We start from the raw sequence: 26404 nt of genomic DNA on the forward strand, positions 1-26404 counted from the left end.
TGGATAGCCAGAGCCTGGCTAGCCTGGGATCTACGCCCACTGCCTCCCAGGAAATCCACCATGCCTGTCGATCAACGATTGGAACTGCATCAGCTGTTGCCGGCTTTGGTCGAAGGGCGGCTGATCACTCCCGAAGTCGCGCAGCACTTGTCGGCATTGCCGGCCAGCAACACCGAGCATCCCCTGGAACGCATCGCAGCCCTGGGTCCTAACCTGGAAACCCTGACCGAATGGCTTGCCCAGCAGGCCGGGCAACCTTATCTGCGCATTGATCCCTTGAAGATCGACGCGGCAGCGGTAGTGCCGCTGATGTCCCAGGCGTTTGCCCAACGCCACGCCATCCTTGCTGTGGCGGTGGACGCGCAGACCGTTACTGTCGCCAGCGCCCAGCCCTACATCAGCAGTTGGGAAGCCGGGCTGGCCCAGGTGCTCAAGCGTTCGATCAAGCGCGTGGTCGCCAACCCCCAGGATATTGCGCGTTGCATCGGTGAGTTCTACCGGTTGGCCAAGTCCGTCAGCGGTGCCGACCAAAAGGTCGCGGCGCCCGGCCATGTCGACCTGCTCAACCTCGGCGCCAGTGACCAGGAACCGGATGCCAATGACGCGCATATCGTCAATATCGTCGACTGGTTGTTGCAGTACGCTTTCGGCCAGCGCGCCAGTGATATCCACATTGAGCCGTGCCGCGAACAGGGCCGCGTGCGCTTTCGCATCGACGGTTTGCTGCATGACGTCTATCAGTTTCCGCCCCAGGTCACGATGGCGGTGGTCAGCCGCCTGAAAAGCCTGGGGCGTATGAACGTGGCGGAAAAACGCAGGCCCCAGGACGGTCGGGTCAAGACCAAAAGTCCCACGGGGGCGGAAGTGGAGTTGCGCCTTTCCACCTTGCCCACAGCGTTTGGCGAGAAACTGGTGATGCGGATTTTCGACCCGCAGGTGCTGCTCAAGGGCTTTGACCAGCTGGGTTTGTCCGTGGATGACCAACAGCGCTGGCACACCATGACCCAGCAAACCAACGGCATCATCCTGGTCACCGGCCCGACCGGTTCCGGCAAGACCAGCACGCTCTACACCACGCTCCGACAACTGGCGACCCGCGAGATCAACCTGTGCACGGTGGAAGACCCTGTCGAGATGGTCGAGCCGGCGTTCAACCAGATGCAGGTGCAGCACAACATCGACCTGACCTTTGCCAGCGGCGTCCGCGCCCTGCTGCGCCAGGACCCGGACATCATCATGATCGGCGAGATCCGCGACCAGGAAACCGCTGAAATGGCGATCCAGGCTGCGTTGACCGGGCACCTGGTGCTGTCGACCCTGCATACCAACGATGCTCCCAGCGCGATCAGCCGTTTGCAGGAGCTGGGCATTGCGCATTATTTGATCAAAGCCACGTTGCTGGGCGTGATGGCGCAACGGTTGGTGCGGGTTTTGTGCCCCCACTGCAAACGGGCGCAGGGGGAGGTCCACGAAGCGGTGGGGTGCGTTGAATGTCGCAACAGCGGGTATCGGGGGCGGGCCGGCGTGTACGAAATCATGGTGTTGAACGAGGAACTCAAAACCCTGATCACGCCCGGCGCCGATGTGCAGGTGCTGCGCCAGGCCGCGGTGGCCCAAGGCATGTGCAGCCTGCGCAGGGCCGGCCTGCAAAAAGTCGAAGCGGGGCTGACCACGATGGCGGAAGTATTACGGGTGACCCCTGGGGATTCGGTAACAAATCCTTTGTTTGTTACGCGGTGAAACCGTTCTTATCGGTGACAACACCGTTACAATCGGCCGAACGTCGTTTCACTGACACCATCAGATAGGGAATCGCTATGCAGATCGGAACCGTACTGCTTCTTTTCGTGGGTTTGGCCATCGCCATCCTGTTCATGGGCTTCAAGGTCGTCCCCCAGGGTTACCAGTGGACGGTCGAGCGTTTCGGCCGCTACACCAACACCCTCAAGCCAGGCCTGAACATCATCATCCCGATCATGGATCGCATCGGCCGCAAGATCAACGTGATGGAAAGCGTGCTGGATATCCCGCCCCAGGAAGTCATCACCGCCGACAACGCCACCGTGCAGATCGACGCCGTGTGCTTCTTCCAGGTGGTCAACACTGCCCAGGCCGCCTACGAGGTCAACAACCTCGAACACGCTATCCGCAACCTGCTGCAAACCAACATCCGTACCGTGCTCGGCTCCATGGAGCTGGATGCGATGCTCAGCCAGCGTGACGGCATCAACGAAAAACTGCTTAAAACCGTGGACGAAGCCACCGCGCCATGGGGTATCAAGATCACCCGTATCGAGATCAAGGACATCAGCCCACCCGCCGACCTGATGGCCGCCATGTCCGGCCAGATGAAAGCCGAACGGATCAAGCGTGCACAAATCCTCGAAGCCGAAGGCCTGCGCGCCTCGGCGATCCTGACCGCGGAAGGCAAGAAGCAGGCGCAGATCCTGGAGGCCGAAGGTAGCCGGCAGGCGGCGTTCCTTGAGTCCGAGGCACGCGAGCGTCAGGCCGAAGCAGAGGCCCGTGCGACACAGGTGGTGTCGGAGGCGATTGCGTCGGGCAACGTGCAAGCGGTCAACTACTTTGTTGCGCAAAAATACATCGATGCCCTGGGCAAGCTGGCGTCAGCCAACAACAGCAAGGTCATCCTGATGCCGCTGGAGGCCAGCCAGGTGATCGGCGCGGTCGGCGGCATCGGCGAGATCGTCAAGGCAACGTTCGACAACAAGAAAGGCTGAGGCCGGCGCCATGTGGGATTTCCTGCAGCATCTCTCGTTCTGGGATTGGCTGGCACTGGGCACGGTGCTGTTGATTCTTGAAGTATTCGGCGCCGGCGGCTACCTGTTGTGGATGGGTATCGCGGCGGCCGCCGTGGGTGTCATCAAGTTCCTGGTGCCCCCCCTTGGGCTGGAATGGCAGCTCCTACTGTTTGCCGTGTTGTCGATCTTGACGGCGGTGTACTGGTGGAAGCGCCAGCGCAGCAGCGCCAAGGCCAGTGATCAGCCGGGTCTCAATGAGCGCGGCTCGGAGCTGATCGGGCGCACCTTCATGGTGCACCAGGCGATTGTGGATGGCCGGGGCAAGGTAAAAGTCGGCGATGGCGTATGGATGGTGACCGGGCCTGACAGCCCCGTAGGCGCTCAAGTACGGGTGGTGGGCCAGGAAGGCGTGGTTTTAAAGGTTGAAACTGTTTAGTCAGTGATGGAACTCGGTTGGGTTAACTACAATCATAAAGTACAGATAACCCACCCGGAGTCACCCATCATGCGTCTCAAATATGCTGTCGCAACCCTTGCTGTGCTTTCCCTCCCTGTCGGTTCAGCCATGGCCGACAGTTTCTGGCGCAACGTCATCTCGTCGGGCGCTACCACCGGCTCGACGTACTTGACCTTCAAAGACCACAAGCTGGTAGTTGCCGCGCAAGACGACGCAGGCAGCTTCGTTGCCAGCGACGGCGGGATCCGTGGCCCGTACCTGGAAGCCGCGATGCAGAAAGTCCGCGCCGATAACCCTGGCCTGCAGGCCACGGACATGGAGCTGGCCAACGCCATCCTCGCGAAAAACGCAGTGACCGAATAACTCGGGCTGTATAAAAAATGCCGCTGTTAACAGCGGCATTTTTTTGTCCTCAATTCCTACGGTCATCGTCGCTGGGCACTACGCAAACATTGCTGCTTTCCCAACTGAATACAGAGAAGTCCTGTCGAGCCTCAGTCTGCGGGGCAACAAGCTAAGGGTTCCTTTTTAAATAAAGCGAATCACTGCCCATGCACAAGATTGTCTACGCACTGCTGCTCTCTGCGTTTTCCACCGCCTACGCCCAGGCGGAAAGCTGGTACGGATCAGCCAAAATCAACAGCGCTCGCCAGAACCTCTCCAGTTCGTTGCTCACCAGCCCTCGCGTGACGGACAGGGTGGACGCCCCGGATAGCAGCAAAGCATTCGTCGCCTCTTTTGCCGCAGGCTACGCCTTCGACAATGGTTGGCGTCTGGAAGGGGAATACACGATGCCGAATGACTCGACATTCAAGTCCTACTGGGCCCCCTTCAATGCCAACGTCAACAGCCTGCATGTCCAGAGCCAACGCTTGATGCTCAATGGCTATAAAGATATCCCGATCAACTCATGGTTATCGTTCTACGGTATGGCCGGGCTAGGTGTCGCTCGCATTGAAGCCGAGGGCTATCAAACCAATGAGACCCGTCGTTTCGCCAATCACCGTCAGCATAACTTCGCCTACAGCGTAGGCTTGGGGCTGGAAGCCAAGGTCAGTGAGCAAATCACGCTGGGTACTGGTTACCGTTACATCGCAATGGGCGATGTTGAAACCGGCTACAACACCTTCGCGAACCGCGTGAACGCCCGGGATGAACAACTCAAAGGCAAGCTCAAGGAGCAGAACCTGTTTCTGGAAGCGCGTTACTCCTTCTGAACCCGCAGAAAATGCCGCTGTAGAAGCGGCATTTTTTTGCCCGGACGGTGACGTTTCATTCACAGGCGACAGGCTATATTCAGTCAAGCCGTGCAACCATGCCGGTACTGATACCTCGCTTACTCATCGCCAACCTGAAACGGATGCCTTCGTCGTCATGAGCCAACAGCCCTTCCTGCCGTTTTCCAAACCCACCATTGATGAAGCCACCATCTCGGCGGTCGGTGATGTATTGCGCTCGGGCTGGATCACCAGCGGGCCGAAAGTGCAGGCATTCGAGGCGCAGTTGTCGGAATACTTTGGTGGCCGGCCAGTGCGCACCTTCAACTCGGGCACCTGCACCATGGAGATTGCCTTGCGCATCGCCGGTATCGGGCCGGGTGATGAGGTCATCACCACACCAATCTCCTGGGTTGCCACGGCCAACGTGATCCTGGAAGTGGGCGCCACGCCGGTGTTCGCCGACATCGACCCGGTGACCCGCAATATCGACCTGGCCCAGGTAGAAGCGGCCATTACCCCGCGCACCAAGGCGATCATCCCGGTGTACCTGGCCGGCCTGCCGCTGGACATGCCAATGCTGTATGCACTGGCGAACAAGTACAACCTGCGCATCGTCGAAGACGCGGCCCAGGCACTGGGTTCGAGCTGGGATGGCGAACGCATTGGCGCTACCGGTGATTTCGTGTCGTTCAGCTTTCAGGCCAACAAGAACATCACCTCTTCCGAGGGCGGTTGCCTGGTCTTGAACAACGCCGAGGAAGCGCGGCTGGCGGAGAAGTATCGCCTGCAAGGCGTGACCCGCACCGGCTTCGATGGCTTGGATGTGGACGTGCTGGGCGGCAAATTCAACATGACCGACATCGCCGCCGCCATTGGCCTGGGGCAGTTTGCGCATATCGAGCAGATCACCGCGCATCGCCAGCACCTGGCGCGGCACTATTTCAAATGCTTTGGCAGTGATTTTGAAGAGCAGTACGGCGCACAACTGCCACCAGCCGACTTCGAAAACAGCAACTGGCACCTGTTCCAACTGGTGCTACCGGAACGCCAGGACGGCCTGCCGGCCCGCGCCACCTTCATGGAGCAGATGCAGGCCCAGGGAGTCGGCATTGGCTATCACTACCCGCCGATCCACCTGCTGAGTCTTTATCGGGCACAGGGGTTCAAGGAAGGCATGTTCCCGGTCGCAGAAAAGGTGGGGCGTTTGATCGTGTCGTTGCCGATGTTCACGGCGATGACAGAGGCGGATGTGGAGCGATCGGTGGCAGCAGTGAAAGCGGTGCTGAAAGCGAACTAAGCACTCACAGCTGACACAATCCAATGTGGGCGCGAGCTTGCTCGCAAAAGCGGTGTATCAGAAACACATTCAGTGACTGACATTCCGCTTTCGCGCGCAAGCCCGCTCCCACAGTGGGTTTTGCGTTTACTCGCCGATGGCGGCTTTGTAGCCAGCAGCATCCAGCAGTTTTTCCAGATCAGCCGGGTTGCTCGGCTTGAGTTTGAAGATCCACGCGCCGTACGGGTCGGAGTTCAGCAGCTCAGGACTACCGCTCAGCTCTTCATTGACGGCAATCACTTCGCCTGCAACCGGAGCGTAGATATCCGAGGCGGCCTTCACCGACTCAACCACACCCGCTTGGCCAGCAGCGTCGAACTGCGCGCCCACTTCGGCCAACTCAACAAACACCACATCACCCAACGCTTCCTGAGCATGGTCGGAAATACCGACGGTCACGGTGCCGTCAGCTTCCAGGCGTGCCCATTCGTGGCTTTCGGCAAAACGCAGGTCGGCAGGGATATCGCTCATAGTCTGTGTCCTCAAGAAGTAATGTCAGCGGCCTTCGGCCTGCCAAAAATAGGTTAGATCAAGGTTTTGCCATGGCGCACGAAGGTCGGTTTGACCACTCGAACCGGGTACCACTTACCGCGGATTTCCACTTCGGCCCGATCGGCAGTTGCCGTCGGTACGCGCGCCAGGGCAATGGATTTGCTCAGCGTAGGAGAGAAACTACCACTGGTGATCTCTCCTTCGCCAATATTGGCGATACGAACCACCTGGTGAGCGCGTAGAACCCCGCGTTCTTCCAGCACCAGCCCGACCAGTTTCCACTGCACACCGGCGGCTTTTTCCGCCTCCAGCGCGGCGCGGCCGATGAAATTACGCTGCGCAGGCTCCCAGGCGATGCTCCAGGCCATGTTCGACGCCAGGGGCGAAACATCCTGGTGGATGTCCTGGCCGTAAAGGTTCATCCCAGCTTCCAGGCGCAGGGTATCGCGGGCGCCAAGGCCGATGGGTGAAATGCCCGCGCCCACCAAGTCGTTGAAAAAGCCCGGTGCCTGGTCGGCAGGCAGGACAATCTCCAGGCCGTCTTCGCCGGTGTAACCCGTGCGCGCGATGAACCAATCGCCATCGGCCTGGCCCTCAAAGGGTTTGAGCTGGTGGATCAGGGTGCCGCGAGACTGGGTGACCAGCTCGGCAATCTTTTGCCGGGCGTGGGGGCCCTGAATGGCGAGCATGGCCAATTCAGGCCGTTCATGCAGTTGCACCTGATAGTTACCCAACTGCGCGTGCATCCAGGCCATGTCCTGGTCACGGGTGGCGGCATTGACCACCAGCCGATAGGCGGACTCGGTTCGGTAGACAATCATGTCGTCCACCACACCGCCCTTTTCATTGAGCATGGCGCTGTACAACGCACGGCCGCAGCCATGCAGACGTTCGACATCATTGGCCAGCAGGTGCTGGAGCCATTCCTTGGCCTGGGGGCCGGTGACATCGATCACGGTCATATGAGATACATCGAACACCCCGCAGTCGCGTCGCACCTGATGGTGTTCTTCAACTTGCGAGCCATAGTGCAGAGGCATATCCCAACCGCCAAAATCGACCATTTTCGCGCCGAGGGCGAGATGCAGGTCATACAGAGGCGTACGCTGTCCCATGGGTTTCTCCTTCCGGGCGTGGCGAAGGTGCGCAGCGTTGCCGTTCGTGCCGGACACCTTGAATTACAAGGCCTGCAGCCACGCCCAGCGACTCGATCCGAAAGACGGACCGCACCGAATGCCGCGCATTGTAGCCGCAAGCCGTAGGACTGGCACCTAACCGATTTGCCGAGCCGAGCGTCGGATCAGCCCGATTACCGGCAAGAGCCCCACCAGAACCAGGCTCAACGCGGGCAAAGAAGCCCGCGCCCACTCGCCTTCGCTGGTCATTTCAAAGATCCGCACCGCCAGCGTGTCCCAGCCGAATGGGCGCATCAGTAGGGTAGCGGGCATTTCCTTGAGTACGTCGACGAACACCAGCAGCGCTGCGCTCAAGGTCCCCGGCAGCAGCAACGGCAGATACACTTTGCAAAACAGTCGTGGGCCACTCACACCCAGACTGCGTGCAGCCTCTGGCAAGGACGGTCGGATGCGCGCCAGGCTGTTTTCCAACGGCCCGTAGGCCACCGCCAGGAATCGCACCAGATACGCCAGCACCAACGCCGACAGGCTGCCCAACAACAACGGTTTGCCCGCCCCGCCGAGCCAGCCGGACAGCGGCACCACCAGTTCACGGTCCAGGTAGCTGAACGCCAACATGATCGACACCGCCAGCACCGACCCCGGCAAGGCATAGCCGACATTGGCCAGGCTGATGCCGGAGCGGATTGCCCGCGTTGGCGCCAGGCGGTTGGCAAAGGCCAGCACCAGCGCCACGCTCACGGTGATCAAGGCGGCGATGCCACCCAGGTACAGAGTGTGGATGATCAGGCCGGAGTAACGCTCATCCAGATCGAAGCGGCCGCGCTGCCAGAACCAGGCGACCAGTTGCAGCATCGGAATGACAAAGGCACAGGCGAACACCAGCCCGCACCAGCCACTGGCGGCGGCCGCCTTGAACCCGCGCAACTGATACAGCGCCTTGCCCCGTGGTCGTTCGTTACTTGGTCGGCTCGCACCACGGGCGCGGCGCTCACCGTACAGCACCAGCATCACCACCAGCAGCAAGAGGCTGGCTAATTGGGCGGCGCTGGACAGGCTGAAAAAGCCGTACCACGTCTTGTAGATGGCGGTGGTGAACGTGTCGAAGTTGAACACCGAGACCGCGCCGAAATCCGCCAGGGTTTCCATCAATGCCAAGGCCACCCCGGCGCCAATCGCTGGCCGCGCCATGGGCAGGGCCACGTGCCAGAACGCTCGCCATGGCGATTGCCCCAGCACCCGCGCCGCTTCCATCAGGCCTTTGCCCTGGGCCAGGAATGCAGTGCGCGCCAGCAAGTAGACGTAGGGGTAAAACACCAGCACCAGCACGATAATCACGCCACTGGTAGAGCGCACCCGTGGCAGCCTCAAGCCGGTGCCGAACCATTCACGCAGCAGGGTTTGCACGGGGCCGGAGAAGTCCAGCAGGCCCACAAACACAAATGCCAGCACATACGCAGGAATGGCAAAGGGCAGCATCAGCGCCCAGTCGAGCCAACGTCGGCCGGGGAATTCGCAGAGGCTGGTCAGCCAGGCCAGGCTGACCCCCAACACCGTCACGCCCACGCCGACACCCAGCACCAGGGTCAGGGTGTTGGCCAGCAGGCGCGGCATCTGGGTTTCCCAGAGGTGGGACCAGATCTGGTTGTCGATGCTTTGCCAGGACAGCAACAGCACGCTCAACGGCAGCAGCACCAGGGCGGCGACGGTGAAGACCGGCAGGTACCAGCGGCGTTGGGCGGGGTGGGCCAAGGAAAAGCTCTCTGGAAATGATGATTTTGAATTCACCACGAACAATGTGGGAGCGGGCTTGCTCGCGAAAGCGGTGTATCAGTCACAGATGTATCGACTGACACGGCGCTTTCGCGAGCAAGCCCGCTCCCACATTTAGATCTGCGGTGTCCTGCAGATTGTACTTAGTTCCAGCCAGCCCGATCCATCAACCGGATCGCCTCGGCCTGGCGCTTGCCCGCCACTTCCACCGGCAAGGTGTCCGCCACGAACTTGCCCCAGGTCGCCACTTCGGCCGACGGCGGTACCGCTGGATTGGCCGGGAATTCCTGGTTCACGTCGGCAAAGATCTTCTGCGCCTCAGGCGTGGTCATCCACTCCACCAGCGCCTTGGCCGCTTCCGGGTGCGGCGCGTGCTGGGTCAGGCCGATGCCCGACAGGTTCACATGCACGCCACGGTCACCCTGGTTCGGCCAGAACAGTTTCACGGCCAGGTCCGGTTTCTGCTTGTGCAGGCGACCGTAGTAGTAGGTGTTGACGATCCCCACGTCGCACTGCCCAGCGTTGATGGCTTCGAGCACGGCGATGTCATCCGAGAACACGTCGGTGGAGAGGTTGTTGACCCAACCTTTGACGATCTCTTCGGTTTTAGCCGCACCGTGGGTCTCGATCAAGGTGGCGGTCAGCGACTGGTTGTAGACTTTTTTCGCCGTGCGCAGGCACAAGCGGCCTTCCCACTGTTTGTCAGCCAGGGCTTCGTAAGTGGTGAGGTCACCCGGTTTTACCCGGTCGGTGGAATAGGCGATGGTCCGCGCGCGCAGGCTCAGGCCGGTCCAGGTGTGTTTGGAAGAACGGTATTGCAGGGGGATGTTCTTGTCGATCACCGGGGAGGTGAACGGTTGCAGGATGCCCATTTGCTCAGCCTGCCAGAGGTTGCCGGCATCGACGGTGAGCAGCAGGTCGGCGGTGGCGTTTTCGCCCTCGGCCTTGATGCGCTGCATCAGCGGGGCTTCCTTATCGGTGATGAACTTCACCTGCACGCCGGTTTTTTTGGTGTAGGCATCGAACACCGGCTTGATCAGTTCGTCGATGCGCGAGGAGTAGACCACCACTTCGTCGGCGGCCTGCACGGTGGTGCTGCCGATCAGGGTAAGTGCCAGAGCAGTCAGGAGGCGCTTGGGTGCCAACATGGGGTCAGTCTCTCATTTGCAAAAAGAGGGCAAATGATAAGGACTGGCATTTAGTGGCGCTTGGTGGAGGCGTTACCAGATGTTGCATGGCCGGGATTTGCAGTGCGGCTTATGGCCTCATCCCGGGCAAGCCCGGCTCCCACAGGGATCGTATTCAATGTCAGGGCTTGGCCAGCTCCGGCAGATCCCCGCTCAGCCCGAGCGCCTGGCGCACAAACACTGCCTTGGCTTCGGGCATTTGGTCGACCATCTTCAATCCGGCATTACGCAACCAGCGCAGCGGCAGTTGATCGGCCTGGAACAGTCGCTCAAACCCTTCCATTGCCGCCATCAATGCCAGGTTGTGCGGCATGCGTCGACGCTCATAGCGGCTCAACACCTTCACATCGGCCAGGCGCTCGCCGCGCTCGGTTGCCGACAACAAGACCTCAGCCAATGTCGCTGCATCCAGAAAACCCAGGTTCACACCCTGCCCCGCCAAGGGATGGATGACGTGAGCCGCGTCGCCAATCAACGCCAGGCCTTCGGCCACATAGCGCTTGGCATGGCGCTGGCGCAGTGGCACGCAGACGCGTGGGTCGGCGCTCAGCACCGTACCGAGCCGCCCTTCAAAGGCGCGCTCCAGTTCACGGCGAAAGCTTTCATCATCCAATGCCATCAAGCGTTCAGACTCGGCCGGCGTGGTCGACCAGACGATCGAACACCAATCCTCCTGCCCATCCCGCACCAGCGGCAAAAACGCCAGCGGGCCGGTGTCGGTAAACCGTTGCCATGCCGTGCGCTGGTGCGGCTGGCTGCTGCGCACGCTGGTGACGATGGCGTTATGCAGGTAATCCCATTCGCGGGTCGCGGTGCCGGTCAGGCGGCGCACGGCGGAGTTGGCGCCATCGGCGGCCACTACCAGCGGCGCGCGCAGCTTGCGGCCATCGGCCAAGGTCAGCAGCCACTCATCGCCAGAGCGGCGCATCTGTTCCAGGCGTGCACTGGCCAGCAGGCCCAGGTCGCAGTCGTGCAAGCGGTCGAGCAAGGCATCCTGAACCACGCGGTTCTCGACGATGTGCCCGAGCACGTCGGCATGCACACTGGCCGCCGAGAAATGGACCTGCCCGGTGCCGCTGCCGTCCCACACCTGCATCTCGCCGTAGGGGCTGGCGCGCCGCGACACGATGCCGTCCCACACGCCCAGGCGTTCGAGGATGCGCTGGCTGGCAGCCGACAAGGCGCTCACCCGGGGCTCGAAGGCCGCGTCACGGTCGAACGGCTTGACACTCAACGGGCTGCCATCAAGCAGCAGCACCTGCAGGCCACTGCCTTGCAACGCCAGCGCCAGGGCGCTTCCGACCATTCCGGCCCCGACAATCAGCACATCTGCGCGCATGTCCATGCTTTAAGCCTGTCTCACTGGCGGCTTGCGCCGCACGTAAAGGGTTTTGTCGACCCGCGCCACCAGGGTGCCGGAGCCGTCATGAATCTGCACCTTGAGGTGGGGCAGGTACTTCTCGCCACCTTCGGTGTGTCGACGGATCTCGTCCAGCAAGGCCTCGTCGATGGAAAATTCGGCATATACCGGGCCTTTGCCGGGCGAAACGAAGTCGATACTCGCGGCCTTGTCCCACACGATGTAGTCGCGGCCCAGGTTCTCCATCAGCATCAGCATGTAGAACGGGTCAACCATCGAATACAAGCTGCCGCCGAATTGCGTGCCGACATAGTTACGGTTGTACCAGCCCAGGCCCATGCGCACTTTGACGTGACGAAAATCGGCGCTCATGTGCCGTACGCTGACCCCCGCGCCCAGATACGGTGGGTACAGGGTCATGATCCAACGCAACAACCGTGCCTTGCCCAGGCGCTCGATCAACCACTTACGCATCGGGACGCGTGCCCAGGCCCATGGCCTGACGGGCGAACCAGCGCTTGGCCGGCGGCAGCAGGTCCAGGCCCAGCAGGCCCATGTTGCGGCCCAGGGCGACCAGCGGTTGGGCGCTGCCAAACAGGCGCGTCACTTGGTCGGAAAAGCCCACGGTGAGTTTCTGGTCCAGGCGCTGGCGCTCGCGATAGCCTTGCAAGGTTGCCAAGTCTCCCGGCACTTGCGGCCCGGCCAGCAAGGCCTCGGCCAAGGCGTTCGCATCACGCAGGGACAGGTTGAAGCCCTGCCCGGCAATCGGATGCAGGCTGTGGGCGGCGTTGCCGAGGACCGCCAGGTGGGAACGCACTTGTTCCTCGGCTTCCACCAGTGTCAGTGGATACAGGTGACGCGCCCCAACCTGCTTGAGGGTGCCCAGGCGATAGCCGAACACGCCCTGCAATTCACTCAAGAAGCTGCGTTCGTCGAGACTGGCCAGGCGCTGCGCGTCCATGCCGAGGCGAGTCCAGACCAGCGCGCAGCGGTTGTCCGGCAATGGCAGCAGGGCCATCGGGCCTTCATCGGTGAAGCGTTCAAAGGCTTCGCCGTTATGGGATTCACTCGGGGTGATGTTGGCGATCAGCGCGCTCTGGTTGTACGGGCGGGTTTTCACACCGATGCCTAGCTGTTCGCGCAACCCGGAGCGGCCACCATCGGCCAATACGGCGAGGTCGCACTCCAGCACGGTTTCATCGTTGAGGGTCAGGCGGTACCCATCGGGCAGCGGCTCCATGCGCGTGACTTCCGCCGGGCAACGCCAGCTGACCACGTCTTTGTCCAGGCCTTGCCACAGGCATTGGCCCAGCCAGGCGTTTTCCACCACGTAACCGAGGGCCGGCACGCCCTCCTCCATGGCAGACAAACGTGCGGTGGAGAACCTTCCACGGTCCGACACGTGGATCTGCTTGATCGGCTCGGCACGCCGGGAAATGTCCTGCCACAGGCCCAGGCGCTGATAGATCTGCCGAGCGCCGAAGGACAGCGCTGAAGAGCGCGCATCGTAACTCGGTTGGTAGCTGTCGCCCGGCGCGAAAGGTTCGATCAGCACGATCTTCCAGCCACGCGCCTTGGCCCCGGCCTGCAACGCCAGCGCCAGGCTGGCGCCCACCAGGCCGCCGCCGATAATCGCCAGATTGACCCGGCTCATCGGGCAGCCGCCATCAGCGCTTCGATGTCGGCGACGGTCTTGGGCACGCCGCCGGTCAGGATTTCACAGCCTTGCTTGGTCACTACCACGTCGTCCTCGATGCGCACGCCAATGCCACGCCATTTCTTTGCCACAGTCTGGTTGTCCGGCGAAATGTAGATCCCCGGCTCCACGGTCAATGCCATGCCGACCTCCAGCACACGCCATTCGCCGCCCACTTTGTACTCGCCCACGTCATGCACATCCATGCCCAACCAGTGCCCTGCGCGGTGCATGTAGAAGGCACGGTAGGCTTCACTGGCGATCAGTTCGTCGACTTCACCCTGGAGCAGCCCCAGCTCGACCAGCCCGGAGGTAATCACACGCACCGTCGCTTCATGCGCCTGGTTCCAATGTTTGTTCGGCGCGATCTCGGCAAAGGCGGCTTCCTGGGAGGCCAGCACTATCTCGTAGATCGCCTTCTGTTCCGGCGAAAACTTGCCATTCACAGGCCAGGTACGGGTGATGTCGCTGGCATAGCAGTCGATTTCGCAACCGGCGTCGATCAGCACCAGGTCGCCGTCCTTGAGCACCGCGTCATTCTGCTGGTAATGCAGGATGCAGCTGTTGCGCCCGGCAGCGACGATGGAGCCATAGGCCGGCATCTTCGCGCCGCCCTTGCGAAACTCGTAATCCAGCTCGGCTTCCAGGCTGAATTCGTGCAACCCGGCGCGGCTGGCCTGCATCGCCTTCACGTGGGCGGCGCAGGAGATTCGCGCAGCCTCGCGCATCACCTTCACTTCTGCCGCCGATTTATACAGGCGCATGTCGTGGAGCAGATGATCCAGGGCAACGAATTCGTTCGGCGGCTGGGCGCCCAGGTGCGCCTTAGAGCGGATCACGTTGATCCACTCCATCAGGTGTCGGTCGAATTCAGCGTTGCTGCCCATCGCCGAATACACCCGGTCGCGGCCTTCAATGAGGCCGGGCAGGATGTCGTCGATATCGGTGATGGGGAAGGCATCGTCGGCGCCAAAGTCACGGATCGCGCCTTCGGTACCGGCGCGCAGGCCATCCCACAGTTCGCGTTCGGCATTGCGCTCGCGGCAAAACAGCACGTACTCGCCGTGCTGGCGACCGGGCATCAGCACGATCACCGCTTCCGGCTCGGGGAAGCCGCTCAGGTACTGGAAGTCACTGTCCTGACGGTACACATGTTCGACATCGCGGTTGCGGATCGCCACGGCGGCGGCCGGCAGGATCGCGATGCTATTGGGTTCCATCTGCGCCATGAGCGCCTTGCGGCGTCGGGTGTATTCCGCTCGGGGGATATGGATCATGGGCAGATGGGCTTCCTTTCTTAGTGCAGCGACGGCTTGGGTGCAGCAGGCTCAGCGGACTTCCTGGTCTCGGTGAACAGCAGCAGCGGCGCGACGCGCAGGTATTCCATCACTTCCATGTAGTCGCTTTCGCCGTCCTCGGACTCTTCCAGGGCATCTTGCACCTGGGAGATAGCGGCCAGATCCTGCAGCACTTCCTGGGCATCGGTGCTCAGGTCCAGGCCGCCGGCGTTGACGCCGAAACCGTGGAGGAAACCCTGGCACCATTGGCCCAGGGCGGCAGCGCGCTCGGTGAGCGGCGCGTCGTCGGTCGGCAGCAGCAGGACCACGGTGACGTCATCACCGGTCAACTCGCCCTTGACCATCTCTTGCAGGCCGATCAGTGCGTTACGCACGTTCTCGGTCGGTTCGGTTTCCAGCAGCTCGGCCACGTCGGCCAGCCAGTTGTCGGCATCAAAGCCAACGCCAGTGCAGCTGCGACCCAACAGCACGCCGTGCAGTTCGGCAGGCGAGCAAGGGTGGCCGCTGGTGCTCAGCAGTTTGGAAAAAGCATCGTACGGGGAGTTCTGAATGGGCATGGTGAGCTAGGCGCCAGACGGCGCAATGTCTAGAATGGAGCGCTGTATCCTAGCACCGGCAGACGTACCAAGACTATCAAGGGCGTCAGATCGTTTATCCTGCAGTTGCCATTCATCAGACAAATCCAGTGGAACCCAATGGAAGACACCGACCTGCAAGCGCTGATGGCCAGACTCGAACTGCTAATTACTCGGGTCGAGCAACTTAAGAGTCAAAACGGACTCCTATTAGCTCAGGAAAAGACCTGGCGCGAGGAACGCGCTCACCTCATTGAAAAAAACGAAATCGCCCGGCGTAAGGTCGAATCGATGATTTCGCGCCTGAAGGCCCTGGAGCAAGACTCATGAGTTCAAGCAATAGCGTCACCGTGCAGATCCTCGATAAAGAGTATTCGATCATCTGCCCCCAGGAAGAGCGCAACAACCTGGTGAGCGCCGCCCGCTACCTGGATGGCAAGATGCGTGAGATCCGCAGCAGCGGCAAAGTGATTGGCGCCGATCGCATCGCCGTGATGGCCGCCCTGAACATTACCCACGATTTACTGCATAAGCAGGAACGCCCCGACGTGCAGGCCAGCGGCTCGACGCGTGAGCAGGTGCGTGACCTGCTGGAACGAGTCGATCTGGTGCTTTCCAGCGATTCAGACGCACCCAAGGGCTGATTGCCGCGACTGTTTGAGGTATACTCGCCCCACTCCCTGGCGTGTTTGCCAGTCGGCGATGTCCCTGAGCCGATTCGCACTACCCTGGAAGTTGCACGTTGGGCTGGTGTGCATGTCCGCTAGACGGAAAGCCTTAAAGCCTACTGCATCTTCCACCTTGAACTTTCGGGTTCAAGGGCTAAGTCGACAGCGGCTCTGTCGGGGAGCCTGAATTCCCAAACTCAATGCCAGTCCTCGGACTGGCATTGTTTTATGAGCCGAAAACCATGACCGAACCTGCGCCGCTTTCCCGTCCGCAACTTCGACGCATGTTGCGCAAAGCCCGCCGCGCCCTCACGCCGAGCGAGCAACGCCAGGCCGCCCACGGCCTGTATCGGCAACTGGCACAGCATCCGCTGTTTCGCCGGGCCAAACATATCTCTTTGTATCTACCGACGGACGGTGAAATCGATCCGCGCCTGCTGCTGCGCGCCGCCCAGCGCCGGGGCAAGGCCACCTACCTGCCGGTGCTCAGCGCGTGGCCGCGGACCAAGATGGTGTTCCAGCGCGTAAGGCCTGGGGAAAAGCTGCTGCCCAATCGCTTTCGCATCCTGGAGCCACGGGTGAATATCAGCCGCCAACGCAAAGTCTGGGCGCTGGACCTGGTGTTGCTGCCGCTGGTGGGGTTCGATGATGCGGGAGGGCGCTTGGGCATGGGCGGCGGGTTCTACGACCGCAGCCTGGCCTACCTCGCGCGGCGACAGAGGTGGCGCAAGCCGACGCTGCTGGGCCTGGCCCATGAATGTCAGAAGGTCGAACGGTTGGCACAGGCAAGCTGGGATGTGCCGCTGGCGGGCACCGTCACCGATAAGCATTGGTATATTGCGAAGACGCCACTGGAGTCAGCGGCGCCTTGAAGAAGGGTCAGCGCTTGAACGGTTGTTGCTGCTGCTGAGCCAGTTCAACGGGAGCATCGGTCTTGTTCGACCACAAGCTTTGGGCATACCCGGTGGTCACGACGCCCAGACCAAACAAAATCACCAAAATCCATAGTAAATCCGGTTTACGTTGCATCGATTGCCCCCCTTCAGGCACCTCGTACACGATGACAACAACGTTCCAAAGTAGTCCGTTGCAGCTGCGCCAAGCTTTAAAAGCCGGCATTCTGCGGTAACGTGAACCAACACGCAAACCTTGGCGCCAACCGACTGTCGGTTTGTCATCAAATTGCCTGACAACTTGCCCACGCCCTTTTTCAGGAGCCCAAAAATGGCCTATTGGCTGATGAAATCCGAGCCCGACGAACTCTCTATCAAAGGCCTGGAAAAGCTCGGCGAAGCCCGTTGGGACGGGGTGCGCAACTACCAGGCACGCAATTTCCTGCGTGCGATGGCGGTGGGTGACACGTTTTTCTTCTATCACTCCAGTTGCCCGGAGCCGGGTATTGCCGGCATCGGCAAAATCGTCGAGGCGGCCTACCCGGACCCTACCGCGCTCGAACCAGAAAGCCATTACTTCGACGCCAAGGCCACTCCGGAGAAAAACCCGTGGAGTGCGATCAATGTGGCGCACGTGCAGACCTTCCCCAAGGTGCTCGGCCTTGGCTACCTGAAGCAGCAGACTGCCCTTGCCGAGCTGCCCCTGGTGCAAAAAGGCAGCCGGCTATCGGTGATGGCCGTCACGCCAGAGCAATGGGCTGCCGTGCTCAATTTGCTTTAACTGACCGGTATCAAGGCCCCGCCGGGGTAAACCGTTCAAACTAGGACGCTAATGCCGCAGGAAGCAGCCATGTCAACGAATCACCACACCTCCCGCCTTTTCGCCATCGCACTCATTGCCCTGTTGCTGGGTGCCGGTGGCTTCGGTTACTGGCGTTCCACCCAGGACCGCCTGCCCGAAGGCCTGAGCATGGGAAATGGCCGCCTGGAATCCACCGAAGTGCAGATCGCCGCCAAGATCCCCGGGCGCCTGGCCGACGTGCGTGTGGACGAAGGCGACAAGGTGCTCAAGGGCCAACTGCTCGCACGCATGGACACCCGCACCCTTGAAGCCCAGCGCGCCCAGGCCGAAGCCGAAGTGCTGCGTGCCAAGGAAAACTTCGCCGCCGCCGAAGCCAACGTGCAACTGCGCCAGAGCGAACAACTGTTGGCCAACCAGGAACTCAAGCGCACCCAGGAGCTGTACAAGCGTGGCTTCGCCAGCAGCCAACTGATTGATCAGCAGCAGGCACGGCAAAATACCGGCAATGCCGCTGTGATTGCCGCGCAAGCCCAGGTCAACTCCGTGAAGGCCGCCATCGGCGCCGCCGAGGCCCAAGTGGCCCAGCTCACCAGCGAGATCGATGACAGCAGCCTGCGCGCGCCCATCGACGGCATTATCCAGCTACGCCTGGCCGAGCCGGGTGAAGTGCTGGGCGCGGGCGGCCGTGTACTGCTGTTGATCGATCCCAATGATCAATACATGAACCTCTACCTGCCGGCCTCTGTAACCGGCCGCCTGACCGTCGGCAGCGATGCGCGCATCCTGCTCGACGCCTTGCCCGACCAGCCACTGCCGGCCAAGATCAGCTTTGTCGCGGCCAAATCCCAGTTCACGCCCAAGGAAGTGGAAACCCGCGACGAACGCCAGAAACTGGTGTTCCGCGTCAAACTGCGCCTGACCCAACCCAGCGCCGTGCCCCAGGCCAAGCCCGGCATGCCCGGCGCAGGCTATGTGCGCACGGCTGACATTGACTGGCCGGCCAACCTGCAATGACCGCCCTGGCGCTGCAGGCCACGGGGATCAACCACCGCTACGGCAAGCAGCAGGCCCTGGTCGACATCGGCTTCAGCTTGCCGGCCGGTACACGCTGCGGCTTGATTGGCCCGGATGGCGCGGGCAAGTCGAGCCTGTTGGGTTTGATTGCCGGGGTCAAAAAGCTCCAGGACGGCCAGTTGCAGGTGCTCGGCGGCGCCATCGATGACCGCCGCCACCGCAACAGCCTGTACCCGCGCATTGCCTTTATGCCCCAGGGGTTGGGCGGCAACCTGTACCCCGAGCTGTCCATCAGCGAAAACATCCGTTTCTTTGCCACCCTGTTCGGCCTGTCAAAAGCCGATTGCGACCAGCGCATGCACAACCTGTTGCTGGCCACCGACCTCGCACGTTTTGCCAATCGCCCGGCCGGCAAGCTGTCCGGGGGGATGAAGCAGAAGCTTGGCCTGTGCTGTGCGCTGATCCACGACCCGGACCTGTTGATCCTCGACGAGCCCACCACCGGCGTTGACCCGCTGTCACGCCGGCGTTTCTGGGAGCTGGTCGACAGCGTACGCAGTGAGCGCACGCAACTGACGCTGCTGGTGGCCACGGCCTACATGGAAGAAGCCGAGCAGTTCGAACACTGCCTGATGCTCGATCGCGGCAAGCTGATCGCGGACGGCTTGAGCAGTGAACTGGCGGGCGCGACCTCCAGCGGCAAATTAGACGAGGCGTTTACCCACTTCCAGGGCGACAGCGCCCACGACAACCAACCGCTGGTGATCCCGCCCCGAGAAAGCGCCACCACTGATATCGCCATCGAAGCCCATGACCTGACCCTGCGGTTTGGCGATTTCACGGCGGTGAACAAGGTCAGCTTCGCCATTGGCCGAGGCGAGATCTTCGGCTTCCTCGGCTCCAACGGCTGCGGCAAGACCACCACCATGAAGGTGCTCACCGGGCTGATGCCGGCCACGGAGGGCAGTGCGAAGCTGCTGGGCAACCCGGTGAATGCCAAGGACCTGGCCACCCGTAAGCGCGTGGGCTTCATGTCGCAAAGCTTCTCGTTGTATGGCGAACTCAGCGTGCGCCAGAACCTGGTGCTGCATGCGCAATTGTTCGACTTACCCAAGGCCGACAGCGGTCCGCGCATTGATGAGCTGATCCAGCGTTTCGACCTCGGTGACGTGGCCGAACAACCGTCCGGCGAGCTGCCGCTCGGCTTGCGTCAGCGTTTGTCATTGGCGGTGGCGGTGCTGCATCGCCCGGAAGTGCTGATCCTCGACGAACCTACGTCGGGCGTCGACCCGGCCGCGCGGGATGACTTCTGGCGGTTGCTGATCGAGCTGTCCCGCGAACAAGGCGTGACGATTTTCCTGTCCACGCACTTTATGAACGAAGCCCAGCGCTGCGACCGCATTTCCCTGATGCACGCGGGCAAGGTGCTCGCCTGCGATACGCCAGACGCGCTGCAGCGGCAATTCCACGGCGACACCCTGGAAGCGGCGTTCGTCACCTGCCTGGAGCAGGCCCAGGGCGAAGCCGAACCCACCGCACCCGCCAACACCGTCAGCGAAGCCAGCGCGGCGCCTGTGAGCAAACGCGGTTTCAGCCTGGCCCGCCTATTAGCCGTGGCCAGCCGCGAAGGCAAAGAGCTGCTGCGCGACAAGGTGCGCATGGCCTTCGCGCTGCTGGGTGCGATGTTCATGATGGTGATCTTCGGCTACGGCATTTCCCTGGATGTGGAAAACCTCGCCTTCGCGGTCTACGACCAAGACCAGACACCCCAAAGCCGCGCCTACCTGGAGGCCTTTCGCAGCTCCCGCTATTTCGCCGAGCAGTCGCCCATCCAGGACTCGAATGAACTGCACCGGCGCCTGCAACGTTCGGAAATCAAATTGGCCCTGGAGATCCCGCCCGGTTTTGGCCGTGATCTGTACGCCGGGCGCCAACCCACAGTGGCTGCGTGGCTCGATGGCGGCATGCCATTTCGTGCGGAAACGAGCCGCAACTACGTCGAGGCCGTGCACCAGGGCAACCTGGCACAACTGGCCGAGCTGAGCAGCCTACCCCGCGGCAACCCGGCGGCCGCCAGACTGGAAACACGCTTTCGCTACAACCAAGACGTGGTCAGCGTGAACGCCATCGGCCCTGGGGTGATGGCGCTGATCCTGGCGTTTATCCCGGCGATGCTCACCGCCCTCGGCATCGTGCGCGAGAAGGAACTGGGCTCGATCACCAATTTCTACGCCACACCGCTGACCCGCCTGGAGTTCTTGCTCGGCAAACAGGCGCCCTACCTGGCCGTGAGCCTGGTCAACCTGGCAGTACTGGTGGCGATGAACCGCTGGCTATTCGGTGTGCCGTTCAAGGGCAGCATTCTCACGCTGGCGTTCGGCGGCCTGCTGTATGTGCTGGCGACCACCAGCATGGGCCTGCTGATTTCGGCATTCACCCGTACGCAGATCGCGGCGATCCTCGGCACCATGATCATCACCAGCCTGCCGACCATCCAGTTCTCCGGGCTGATTGTGCCGCGCTCGTCCCTGGAAGGCGCAGCGGCGTTGATGGGCATGCTGTTTCCGGCCGGTCACTTCCTGGATATTGCCGTGGGCACCTTCACCAAGGCCCTGGACCTGCGCCAGTTGTGGCCGCAATGCCTGGCGCTGTTCGGCTTCTTTGTCGGGTTTACCGGGCTGAGCCTGATCATGCTCAAGAAGCAGGAGGCCTGATGCATAAGTTCGCGCATATCCTGCGCCTGGGAATCAAGGAACTGACCAGCCTGCGCCACGACAGCGTGTTGCTGCTGTTTCTGTTCTACGCCTTCACCGTCGCCATCTATATGCCCGCCGCCGGTTCGGTGATCGGCGTGCACAACGCCAGCGTGGCGTTTGTCGATGAAGACCACAGTTCGCTGTCGCGCCAGATGGCAGAGGCGCTGCAGCCGCCGGAGTTCCAGCCCCCGGCACCGCTGGCGTACGACCAATTGGACAAGGTCATGGACAGCGGCAAATACACCTTCGTGATCAATGTGCCGGCGAATTTCCAGGCCGACCTGCTGGCAGGGCGCCAGCCGGGCGTGCAGGTGAATGTGGATGCCACGGCGATGAGCCAGGCGTTCATGGGCGCGGGCTACATCGGGCGGATTTTCCAGCGCGAACTGCTGACCTACAGCGGACAAGCCGATGTGGCCAGCCAGGCGCCCGCACTGCTCACCACTCGGGCGCTGTTCAACACCAACCTGGAAGGCGGCTGGTTTCTGGCGGTGATCCAGATCGTCAACAACATCACCATCCTCGCCATTATCCTCACCGGCACCGCACTGCTGCGTGAACGCGAGCACGGCACCCTCGACCACTTGCTGGTGCTGCCGCTGACTGCGCTGGAGATCATGCTGGCGAAAATCTGGAGCAACATGCTGGTGGTGGTGCTGTGCACTTGGCTGTCGCTGGAAGTGGTGGTCAAGGGTTTGCTCGGCGTGCCGCTGGCCGGGTCGCTGAGTTTGTTTCTGTTGGTGACGGCGCTGTACCTGTTTGCCAGCACCGCGCTGGGCATCTTCCTCGCCACCCTCGCCCGCTCGACGCCGCAGTTCGGCCTGCTGGCGATCCCGGTGATCATCCCGATGCTGCTGCTCTCGGGCGGCAGTACGCCACTGGACAGCATGCCCGAGTGGTTGCAGTGGGTGATGCAGGGCTCGCCGTCGACGCACTTTGTGAGTTTGAGCGCGGCGATTCTGTTCCGTGATGCGGGCGTGAGCGTGGTGTGGCCGGACTTGCTGGCGCTGGCGGGGGTTGGGTTGGTGTTCTTTGCCGTGGCACTGGCGCGGTTCAGGAAGAGCCTGGCGTCCTGAGGCGCCTGTACCGCCGTCATCGGGGGCAAGCCCCCTCCCACATTTGATCGCCTTCCAACTGTGGGAGGGGGCTTGCCCCCGATAGTCGCGTAGCGACTTATTGGATGATCAGGTTATTGAACAACAGGTCTTCCACCACCGGCTTGCCGGTCTCATCGTTCATCACTTGCTGGGTTTGCTTCAACGCTTCCTGGCGCAGTTTTTCCTTGCCTTCAACGGTGCTCATGGCCTCGTTGGTTTGCTGGGTGAACAGTGCCACCAGCTGGTTGCGGATCAATGGATCGTTGGCTTTGACCAGTGCTGCCGCCTCGGTGCCAGTCACGCGCAGGGCGATGTCGGCCTTGAACACCTTGAGTTTCGCGGTGCCGTCCAGACCATAGTTGCCCACGAACGGCGGGCTCAGGCTGATATAGCTGACCTTCGGCGCCTCGCCTTCTTTGGCTTCTTCGGCCTGGGCTGCCATCGGCAACGTCAGGGCCAGCATCAACAGGATCCACGCTTTCACAGTTCATTCCTCACATTCGGTTGCCGGGTAGCATAACGCTAGCAAGGCAGAGCACAAGCTTATGGCGGCTTATCAGGCCCGGGCATGCTCGTTGACCCACGGGCGTACCCTCCTACACTTATCGGCCACGACGCCAAAAGGAATAGTCCGATGAAAGCTGTGCTGTGCAAAGCCTTCGGCCCCGCCGAAACCCTGGTGCTGGAAGAGATCGCCAGCCCGGCGATCAAGAAGAACGAAATCCTGCTGGACGTGCATGCTGCCGGGGTCAACTTTCCGGACACGCTGATCATCGAGGGCAAGTACCAGTTCAAGCCGCCCTTCCCGTTCTCGCCGGGTGGCGAGGCGGCGGGCGTGGTCAGTGAAGTCGGGGAAAAGGTCAGCCACCTGAAAGTCGGTGACCGGGTCATGGCACTGACCGGCTGGGGCAGCTTTGCCGAGCAGGTCGCGGTGCCGGGCTATAATGTGCTGCCGATCCCACCGAGCATGGACTTCAACACCGCTGCCGCCTTCAGCATGACCTACGGCACCTCCATGCACGCGCTGAAACAACGCGCCCACCTGCAACCCGGCGAAACCCTGCTGGTCCTCGGCGCTTCCGGTGGCGTGGGCCTGGCCGCCGTGGAAATCGGCAAGGCCATGGGGGCGCGGGTGATCGCCGCCGCCAGCAGCGCCGACAAACTCGCGGTGGCCAAGGCCGCCGGCGCCGATGAGCTGATCAACTACAGCGAAGCCAGCCTGAAAGACGAGATCAAGCGCCTCACCGACGGCAACGGCGCCGATGTGATCTACGACCCGGTGGGTGGCGACCTGTTTGACCAGGCCATTCGCGCCATCGCCTGGAACGGCCGCCTGCTGGTGGTGGGGTTTGCCAGCGGGCGCATTCCTGAGCTGCCGGTAAACCTGGCGTTGCTCAAGGGCGCGGCAGTGGTTGGAGTGTTCTGGGGCTCGTTCGCCCAGCGCCAGCCGCAGGACAATGCGGCGAACTTCCAGCAATTGTTCACGTGGTACGGTGAAGGCAAGCTCAAGCCACTGGTGTCGCAGGTGTATCCGCTGGAACAAGCCGCCCAAGCGATCAACGACCTGGGGCAGCGTAAGGCGGTCGGTAAAGTGGTTGTCCAAACCCGATAACACACCTGAAATGCAATCGTTGTGGGAGCTGGCTTGCCTGCGATAGCGGTGGGCCAGCTGCTACAAATGAACCTGAGCACCGCCATCGCCGGCAAGCCGGTGCCTACAGATTTATTCACGACCACCACTTATCTATTCGCGACATGTTCATAAGAGAACATGCAATAGCGCTCATTTCCTGTGTTTGCAGATAAGAGGCGATGCTATTTTCGGTAACGAAACTGTAACATTCGCATCCGCAGTCAAAACAAGAAATTTGGAGCTCTTGAATGTTTGCTTTCTTTCGACCTGCCGCACACCAGGCGCCCCTGCCTGAAGAAAAAATAGACAGCACCTATCGACGTCTGCGCTGGCAGATCTTCGCCGGTATTTTCTTCGGTTATGCCGGGTACTACCTGCTGCGCAAGAACTTCTCCCTGGCCATGCCCTACTTGATCGACGAGGGTTACACCCGTGGCGAACTGGGCCTGGCAATGTCGGCCATCGCGATTGCCTACGGCCTGTCCAAGTTCCTCATGGGCCTGGTGTCCGACCGCTCCAACCCCCGCTACTTCCTGCCCTTCGGCCTGCTGGTTTCGGCCGGTGTGATGTTCATTTTCGGTTTCGCACCTTGGGCGACGTCCAGCGTGACCATGATGTTCATTTTGCTGTTCATCAACGGCTGGGCCCAGGGCATGGGCTGGCCGCCGAGCGGACGCACCATGGTGCACTGGTGGTCGCAGAAGGAACGCGGCGGCGTGGTGTCGGTGTGGAACGTGGCCCACAACGTCGGCGGCGGCCTGATCGGCCCGCTGTTCCTGCTCGGCATGGCCTGGTTCAACGACTGGCATGCCGCGTTCTACGTACCGGCCACCGTGGCCTTGCTGGTGGCGGCGTTTGCCTTCATCACCATGCGCGACACCCCGCAATCGGTGGGCCTGCCCCCGATCGAGCAGTACAAGAACGACTACCCGGAAGGCTACGACGCCAGCCACGAAGACGAATTCAGCGCCAAGGAAATCTTCGTCAAGTACGTGCTGCGCAACAAAATGCTGTGGTACATCGCCTTCGCCAACGTGTTTGTCTACCTGCTGCGCTACGGCGTACTGGACTGGGCACCGACCTACCTGAAAGAAGCCAAGCACTTCACTGTGGATAAATCGTCGTGGGCGTACTTCTTCTATGAGTGGGCCGGTATCCCGGGCACGCTGCTGTGCGGCTGGATGTCGGACAAGATCTTCCGTGGCAACCGTGGCCTGACCGGCATCGTGTTCATGGCGCTGGTGACCGTGGCGACCCTGGTGTACTGGCTCAACCCGCCGGGCAACCCAATGATCGACATGATCGCGTTGTTCTCCATCGGCTTCCTGATCTACGGCCCGGTGATGCTGATCGGCCTGCAGGCGCTGGAGTTGGCTCCGAAGAAAGCTGCGGGTACGGCTGCGGGCTTTACCGGCCTGTTCGGTTACCTGGGTGGTTCGGTGGCGGCCAGTGCGGCCATGGGCTACACCGTGGACCATTTCGGCTGGGACGGTGGTTTCGTGCTGCTGATCGGTGCGTGCCTGCTGGCGATCGCCTTCCTGATCCCGACGCTGTGGCACACCAACAGCGTCAGCTCGGCGCGTTAACCGCCCGGGCAATCCTTTGCACAGCGCTTGAGCCGCGCCTCCAGATTCTTGTCTGGCATGGCGTGGCTACGCAGGGCGTTGACGGTCTGCTCGACATAATCGCGAGTGGTGCCGTAACGCCCGCAAGCGCTTTGCAGCACATGGTTCAGCACAATGTCGGGCAAGTTACCGGCGTAGCTGGGCAAGTGCCGCTCCAAGACAAACCCCAACGCCTGCACGGTAGTGCCATCTTCCAGGCGGCAGCTGAGCCAGTGTGGCCGGTAGGAAGGGTAAGGCATCTCGCGTTGCCATAAAGCGTAAAGCGAGGCCTCCAGTTGATCCTCCGGCAAGCGGTAGGCGAACCCGCTGCAAGAGCCACCGCGATCCAGGCCAAAGACCAACCCTGGCAACTCCGGCGTACCCCGATGCTCGTGGGACCACAGGTACAGGCCCCGGTGATAACCGTGAACCCGTGCCCGCCGCCTCTCGGTCGACGAGCATTCAGGGCGCCAGATCAGCGAACCATAAGCGAAAAGCCAGACCGGCCCACCCTTATGCTGGGCCATGGTGGCCTGCATCGAGCTCATCAACTGTTCGTGAGTGAGTTGCGGCCCAAGATCGAGCCGCGGAGGGTAAGCCAATTGCAAAAGATCGGATTCAATAACGGTCATGGCGGATCGCTTAGGT

The 26404-nt window shown here is 61.5% G+C and carries 27 protein-coding genes and 1 other RNA gene; 16 read left to right on the forward strand and 12 right to left on the reverse strand.

The genetic code is table 11. From position 1 onward, the window contains the following. The first annotated feature begins 60 nt into the window (after positions 1-60). The 6 genes from KUA23_RS28805 to KUA23_RS28830 all read left to right on the forward strand — a co-directional run bounded on the left by KUA23_RS28805 (position 61) and on the right by KUA23_RS28830 (position 5733). A complete protein-coding gene (locus KUA23_RS28805; protein WP_214497191.1) occupies positions 61-1740 on the forward strand; it encodes a GspE/PulE family protein in 1680 nt (559 codons plus the stop codon). 77 nt (positions 1741-1817) lie between these two features. Then, complete coding sequence (locus KUA23_RS28810) at positions 1818-2738, forward strand: SPFH domain-containing protein (RefSeq protein WP_078050636.1); 921 nt, start codon at positions 1818-1820, stop codon at positions 2736-2738. Between the two features lie 10 nt (positions 2739-2748). Then, positions 2749-3195: an NfeD family protein gene (locus KUA23_RS28815; RefSeq protein WP_034110117.1), complete on the forward strand. Its 447-nt coding sequence runs from the start codon at positions 2749-2751 to the stop codon at positions 3193-3195. A gap of 69 nt (positions 3196-3264) precedes the next feature. Then, the gene (locus KUA23_RS28820) at positions 3265-3579 is read left to right on the forward strand and encodes a DUF2388 domain-containing protein (protein ID WP_003176799.1); all 315 of its coding nucleotides are present in this window, start codon (positions 3265-3267) and stop codon (positions 3577-3579) included. A gap of 188 nt (positions 3580-3767) precedes the next feature. Continuing rightward, on the forward strand, positions 3768-4433 hold the full coding sequence (locus KUA23_RS28825) for an outer membrane protein (RefSeq protein ID WP_252993208.1): 666 nt from the start codon (positions 3768-3770) through the stop codon (positions 4431-4433). A gap of 157 nt (positions 4434-4590) precedes the next feature. Then, a complete protein-coding gene (locus tag KUA23_RS28830; protein WP_078050638.1) occupies positions 4591-5733 on the forward strand; it encodes a DegT/DnrJ/EryC1/StrS family aminotransferase in 1143 nt (380 codons plus the stop codon). Between the two features lie 126 nt (positions 5734-5859). On the opposite strand, the gene gcvH is transcribed toward KUA23_RS28830, so the two are convergent. The 9 genes from gcvH to KUA23_RS28875 form a co-directional block, all read right to left on the reverse strand. Next, positions 5860-6243: a glycine cleavage system protein GcvH gene (gcvH, locus tag KUA23_RS28835; RefSeq protein ID WP_033897550.1), complete on the reverse strand. Its 384-nt coding sequence runs from the start codon at positions 6241-6243 to the stop codon at positions 5860-5862. A gap of 53 nt (positions 6244-6296) precedes the next feature. Continuing rightward, a complete protein-coding gene (gcvT, locus tag KUA23_RS28840) occupies positions 6297-7379 on the reverse strand; it encodes a glycine cleavage system aminomethyltransferase GcvT (protein ID WP_078050639.1) in 1083 nt (360 codons plus the stop codon). Positions 7380-7535: 156 nt separating this feature from the next. Further along, complete coding sequence (locus KUA23_RS28845; RefSeq protein WP_078050640.1) at positions 7536-9152, reverse strand: ABC transporter permease; 1617 nt, start codon at positions 9150-9152, stop codon at positions 7536-7538. A 164-nt stretch (positions 9153-9316) separates the two neighbouring features. Continuing rightward, a complete protein-coding gene (locus KUA23_RS28850; protein WP_078050641.1) occupies positions 9317-10321 on the reverse strand; it encodes an extracellular solute-binding protein in 1005 nt (334 codons plus the stop codon). Positions 10322-10481: 160 nt separating this feature from the next. After that, complete coding sequence (locus KUA23_RS28855; protein WP_177409536.1) at positions 10482-11699, reverse strand: 2-octaprenyl-3-methyl-6-methoxy-1,4-benzoquinol hydroxylase; 1218 nt, start codon at positions 11697-11699, stop codon at positions 10482-10484. Between the two features lie 9 nt (positions 11700-11708). Beyond that, the gene (locus tag KUA23_RS28860) at positions 11709-12194 is read right to left on the reverse strand and encodes a DUF4442 domain-containing protein (protein WP_078050643.1); all 486 of its coding nucleotides are present in this window, start codon (positions 12192-12194) and stop codon (positions 11709-11711) included. Further along, complete coding sequence (ubiH, locus tag KUA23_RS28865) at positions 12187-13374, reverse strand: 2-octaprenyl-6-methoxyphenyl hydroxylase (RefSeq protein WP_078050644.1); 1188 nt, start codon at positions 13372-13374, stop codon at positions 12187-12189. The genes KUA23_RS28860 and ubiH overlap by 8 nt, the downstream gene beginning before the upstream one ends. Then, the gene (gene pepP / locus KUA23_RS28870) at positions 13371-14693 is read right to left on the reverse strand and encodes a Xaa-Pro aminopeptidase (RefSeq protein WP_078050645.1); all 1323 of its coding nucleotides are present in this window, start codon (positions 14691-14693) and stop codon (positions 13371-13373) included. Before pepP ends, ubiH begins: the two co-directional genes overlap by 4 nt. 20 nt (positions 14694-14713) lie before the next feature. Then, positions 14714-15271 carry a YecA/YgfB family protein gene (locus tag KUA23_RS28875; RefSeq protein ID WP_078050646.1) on the reverse strand — a complete coding sequence of 186 codons (558 nt, stop codon included), beginning with the start codon at positions 15269-15271 and terminating at the stop codon, positions 14714-14716. 138 nt (positions 15272-15409) lie between these two features. On the opposite strand from KUA23_RS28875, the gene KUA23_RS28880 reads away from it, so the two are divergent. The 4 genes from KUA23_RS28880 to KUA23_RS28895 all read left to right on the forward strand — a co-directional run bounded on the left by KUA23_RS28880 (position 15410) and on the right by KUA23_RS28895 (position 16829). Further along, positions 15410-15619, forward strand: a complete 210-nt coding sequence (locus tag KUA23_RS28880; protein ID WP_007982902.1) for a TIGR02449 family protein — start codon at positions 15410-15412, stop codon at positions 15617-15619. Beyond that, a complete protein-coding gene (locus KUA23_RS28885; protein ID WP_003176812.1) occupies positions 15616-15933 on the forward strand; it encodes a cell division protein ZapA in 318 nt (105 codons plus the stop codon). Before KUA23_RS28880 ends, KUA23_RS28885 begins: the two co-directional genes overlap by 4 nt. A gap of 30 nt (positions 15934-15963) precedes the next feature. Further along, positions 15964-16142, forward strand: a non-coding RNA gene (gene ssrS, locus KUA23_RS28890) — 6S RNA. Positions 16143-16199: 57 nt separating this feature from the next. Beyond that, complete coding sequence (locus KUA23_RS28895; RefSeq protein WP_252993209.1) at positions 16200-16829, forward strand: 5-formyltetrahydrofolate cyclo-ligase; 630 nt, start codon at positions 16200-16202, stop codon at positions 16827-16829. 7 nt (positions 16830-16836) lie between these two features. Here KUA23_RS28895 and KUA23_RS28900 read toward each other — a convergent pair whose 3' ends face one another. Continuing rightward, positions 16837-16986 (reverse strand): hypothetical protein, encoded by a 150-nt coding sequence (locus tag KUA23_RS28900; RefSeq protein WP_164299887.1) that lies wholly within the window; start codon positions 16984-16986, stop codon positions 16837-16839. A 195-nt stretch (positions 16987-17181) separates the two neighbouring features. On the opposite strand from KUA23_RS28900, the gene KUA23_RS28905 reads away from it, so the two are divergent. The 4 genes from KUA23_RS28905 (at position 17182) to KUA23_RS28920 (ending at position 22498) form a co-directional block, all read left to right on the forward strand. Then, on the forward strand, positions 17182-17631 hold the full coding sequence (locus KUA23_RS28905; protein WP_025857402.1) for an EVE domain-containing protein: 450 nt from the start codon (positions 17182-17184) through the stop codon (positions 17629-17631). Between the two features lie 69 nt (positions 17632-17700). Continuing rightward, positions 17701-18666 (forward strand): HlyD family secretion protein, encoded by a 966-nt coding sequence (locus KUA23_RS28910; RefSeq protein WP_078050649.1) that lies wholly within the window; start codon positions 17701-17703, stop codon positions 18664-18666. Beyond that, positions 18663-21380 (forward strand): ribosome-associated ATPase/putative transporter RbbA, encoded by a 2718-nt coding sequence (gene rbbA / locus KUA23_RS28915; protein ID WP_252993210.1) that lies wholly within the window; start codon positions 18663-18665, stop codon positions 21378-21380. Before KUA23_RS28910 ends, rbbA begins: the two co-directional genes overlap by 4 nt. Further along, positions 21380-22498, forward strand: a complete 1119-nt coding sequence (locus tag KUA23_RS28920; protein WP_252993211.1) for an ABC transporter permease — start codon at positions 21380-21382, stop codon at positions 22496-22498. The genes rbbA and KUA23_RS28920 overlap by 1 nt, the downstream gene beginning before the upstream one ends. A 97-nt stretch (positions 22499-22595) precedes the next feature. Here the strand turns inward: KUA23_RS28920 and KUA23_RS28925 are convergent, their stop codons facing one another. Continuing rightward, entirely contained in the window at positions 22596-23003 is a 408-nt protein-coding gene (locus KUA23_RS28925; RefSeq protein WP_015886451.1) for a flagellar basal body-associated protein FliL, read from the reverse strand. Positions 23004-23153: 150 nt separating this feature from the next. On the opposite strand from KUA23_RS28925, the gene KUA23_RS28930 reads away from it, so the two are divergent. Together KUA23_RS28930 and glpT are read left to right on the forward strand one after the other, a co-directional pair. Then, positions 23154-24131, forward strand: a complete 978-nt coding sequence (locus KUA23_RS28930; protein WP_099493182.1) for an NADPH:quinone oxidoreductase family protein — start codon at positions 23154-23156, stop codon at positions 24129-24131. 269 nt (positions 24132-24400) lie between these two features. Further along, positions 24401-25738, forward strand: coding sequence for a glycerol-3-phosphate transporter (glpT, locus tag KUA23_RS28935; RefSeq protein ID WP_025857408.1), 1338 nt, complete (start codon positions 24401-24403; stop codon positions 25736-25738). Here the strand turns inward: glpT and KUA23_RS28940 are convergent. Next, a complete protein-coding gene (locus KUA23_RS28940) occupies positions 25735-26388 on the reverse strand; it encodes a gamma-glutamylcyclotransferase (RefSeq protein ID WP_099493183.1) in 654 nt (217 codons plus the stop codon). The two genes, glpT and KUA23_RS28940, sit on opposite strands and share 4 nt — an antisense overlap. Positions 26389-26404 lie beyond the last annotated feature (16 nt).

Source organism: Pseudomonas pergaminensis (assembly GCF_024112395.2).
GTDB lineage: Bacteria > Pseudomonadota > Gammaproteobacteria > Pseudomonadales > Pseudomonadaceae > Aquipseudomonas > Aquipseudomonas pergaminensis.

Bases quoted from the DNA above. Each gene is read 5' to 3' on its own strand.
- KUA23_RS28805 (WP_214497191.1), top strand. From the start codon at position 61: ATGCCTGTCGATCAACGATTGGAACTGCATCAGCTGTTGCCGGCTTTG.
- KUA23_RS28810 (WP_078050636.1), top strand. From the start codon at position 1,818: ATGCAGATCGGAACCGTACTGCTTCTTTTCGTGGGTTTGGCCATCGCC.
- KUA23_RS28815 (WP_034110117.1), top strand. From the start codon at position 2,749: ATGTGGGATTTCCTGCAGCATCTCTCGTTCTGGGATTGGCTGGCACTG.
- KUA23_RS28820 (WP_003176799.1), top strand. From the start codon at position 3,265: ATGCGTCTCAAATATGCTGTCGCAACCCTTGCTGTGCTTTCCCTCCCT.
- KUA23_RS28825 (WP_252993208.1), top strand. From the start codon at position 3,768: ATGCACAAGATTGTCTACGCACTGCTGCTCTCTGCGTTTTCCACCGCC.
- KUA23_RS28830 (WP_078050638.1), top strand. From the start codon at position 4,591: ATGAGCCAACAGCCCTTCCTGCCGTTTTCCAAACCCACCATTGATGAA.
- gcvH (WP_033897550.1), bottom strand. From the start codon at position 6,243: ATGAGCGATATCCCTGCCGACCTGCGTTTTGCCGAAAGCCACGAATGG.
- gcvT (WP_078050639.1), bottom strand. From the start codon at position 7,379: ATGGGACAGCGTACGCCTCTGTATGACCTGCATCTCGCCCTCGGCGCG.
- KUA23_RS28850 (WP_078050641.1), bottom strand. From the start codon at position 10,321: ATGTTGGCACCCAAGCGCCTCCTGACTGCTCTGGCACTTACCCTGATC.
- KUA23_RS28855 (WP_177409536.1), bottom strand. From the start codon at position 11,699: ATGCGCGCAGATGTGCTGATTGTCGGGGCCGGAATGGTCGGAAGCGCC.
- KUA23_RS28860 (WP_078050643.1), bottom strand. From the start codon at position 12,194: ATGCGTAAGTGGTTGATCGAGCGCCTGGGCAAGGCACGGTTGTTGCGT.
- ubiH (WP_078050644.1), bottom strand. From the start codon at position 13,374: ATGAGCCGGGTCAATCTGGCGATTATCGGCGGCGGCCTGGTGGGCGCC.
- pepP (WP_078050645.1), bottom strand. From the start codon at position 14,693: ATGATCCATATCCCCCGAGCGGAATACACCCGACGCCGCAAGGCGCTC.
- KUA23_RS28875 (WP_078050646.1), bottom strand. From the start codon at position 15,271: ATGCCCATTCAGAACTCCCCGTACGATGCTTTTTCCAAACTGCTGAGC.
- KUA23_RS28880 (WP_007982902.1), top strand. From the start codon at position 15,410: ATGGAAGACACCGACCTGCAAGCGCTGATGGCCAGACTCGAACTGCTA.
- KUA23_RS28885 (WP_003176812.1), top strand. From the start codon at position 15,616: ATGAGTTCAAGCAATAGCGTCACCGTGCAGATCCTCGATAAAGAGTAT.
- KUA23_RS28895 (WP_252993209.1), top strand. From the start codon at position 16,200: ATGACCGAACCTGCGCCGCTTTCCCGTCCGCAACTTCGACGCATGTTG.
- KUA23_RS28900 (WP_164299887.1), bottom strand. From the start codon at position 16,986: ATGCAACGTAAACCGGATTTACTATGGATTTTGGTGATTTTGTTTGGT.
- KUA23_RS28905 (WP_025857402.1), top strand. From the start codon at position 17,182: ATGGCCTATTGGCTGATGAAATCCGAGCCCGACGAACTCTCTATCAAA.
- KUA23_RS28910 (WP_078050649.1), top strand. From the start codon at position 17,701: ATGTCAACGAATCACCACACCTCCCGCCTTTTCGCCATCGCACTCATT.
- rbbA (WP_252993210.1), top strand. From the start codon at position 18,663: ATGACCGCCCTGGCGCTGCAGGCCACGGGGATCAACCACCGCTACGGC.
- KUA23_RS28920 (WP_252993211.1), top strand. From the start codon at position 21,380: ATGCATAAGTTCGCGCATATCCTGCGCCTGGGAATCAAGGAACTGACC.
- KUA23_RS28930 (WP_099493182.1), top strand. From the start codon at position 23,154: ATGAAAGCTGTGCTGTGCAAAGCCTTCGGCCCCGCCGAAACCCTGGTG.
- glpT (WP_025857408.1), top strand. From the start codon at position 24,401: ATGTTTGCTTTCTTTCGACCTGCCGCACACCAGGCGCCCCTGCCTGAA.
- KUA23_RS28940 (WP_099493183.1), bottom strand. From the start codon at position 26,388: ATGACCGTTATTGAATCCGATCTTTTGCAATTGGCTTACCCTCCGCGG.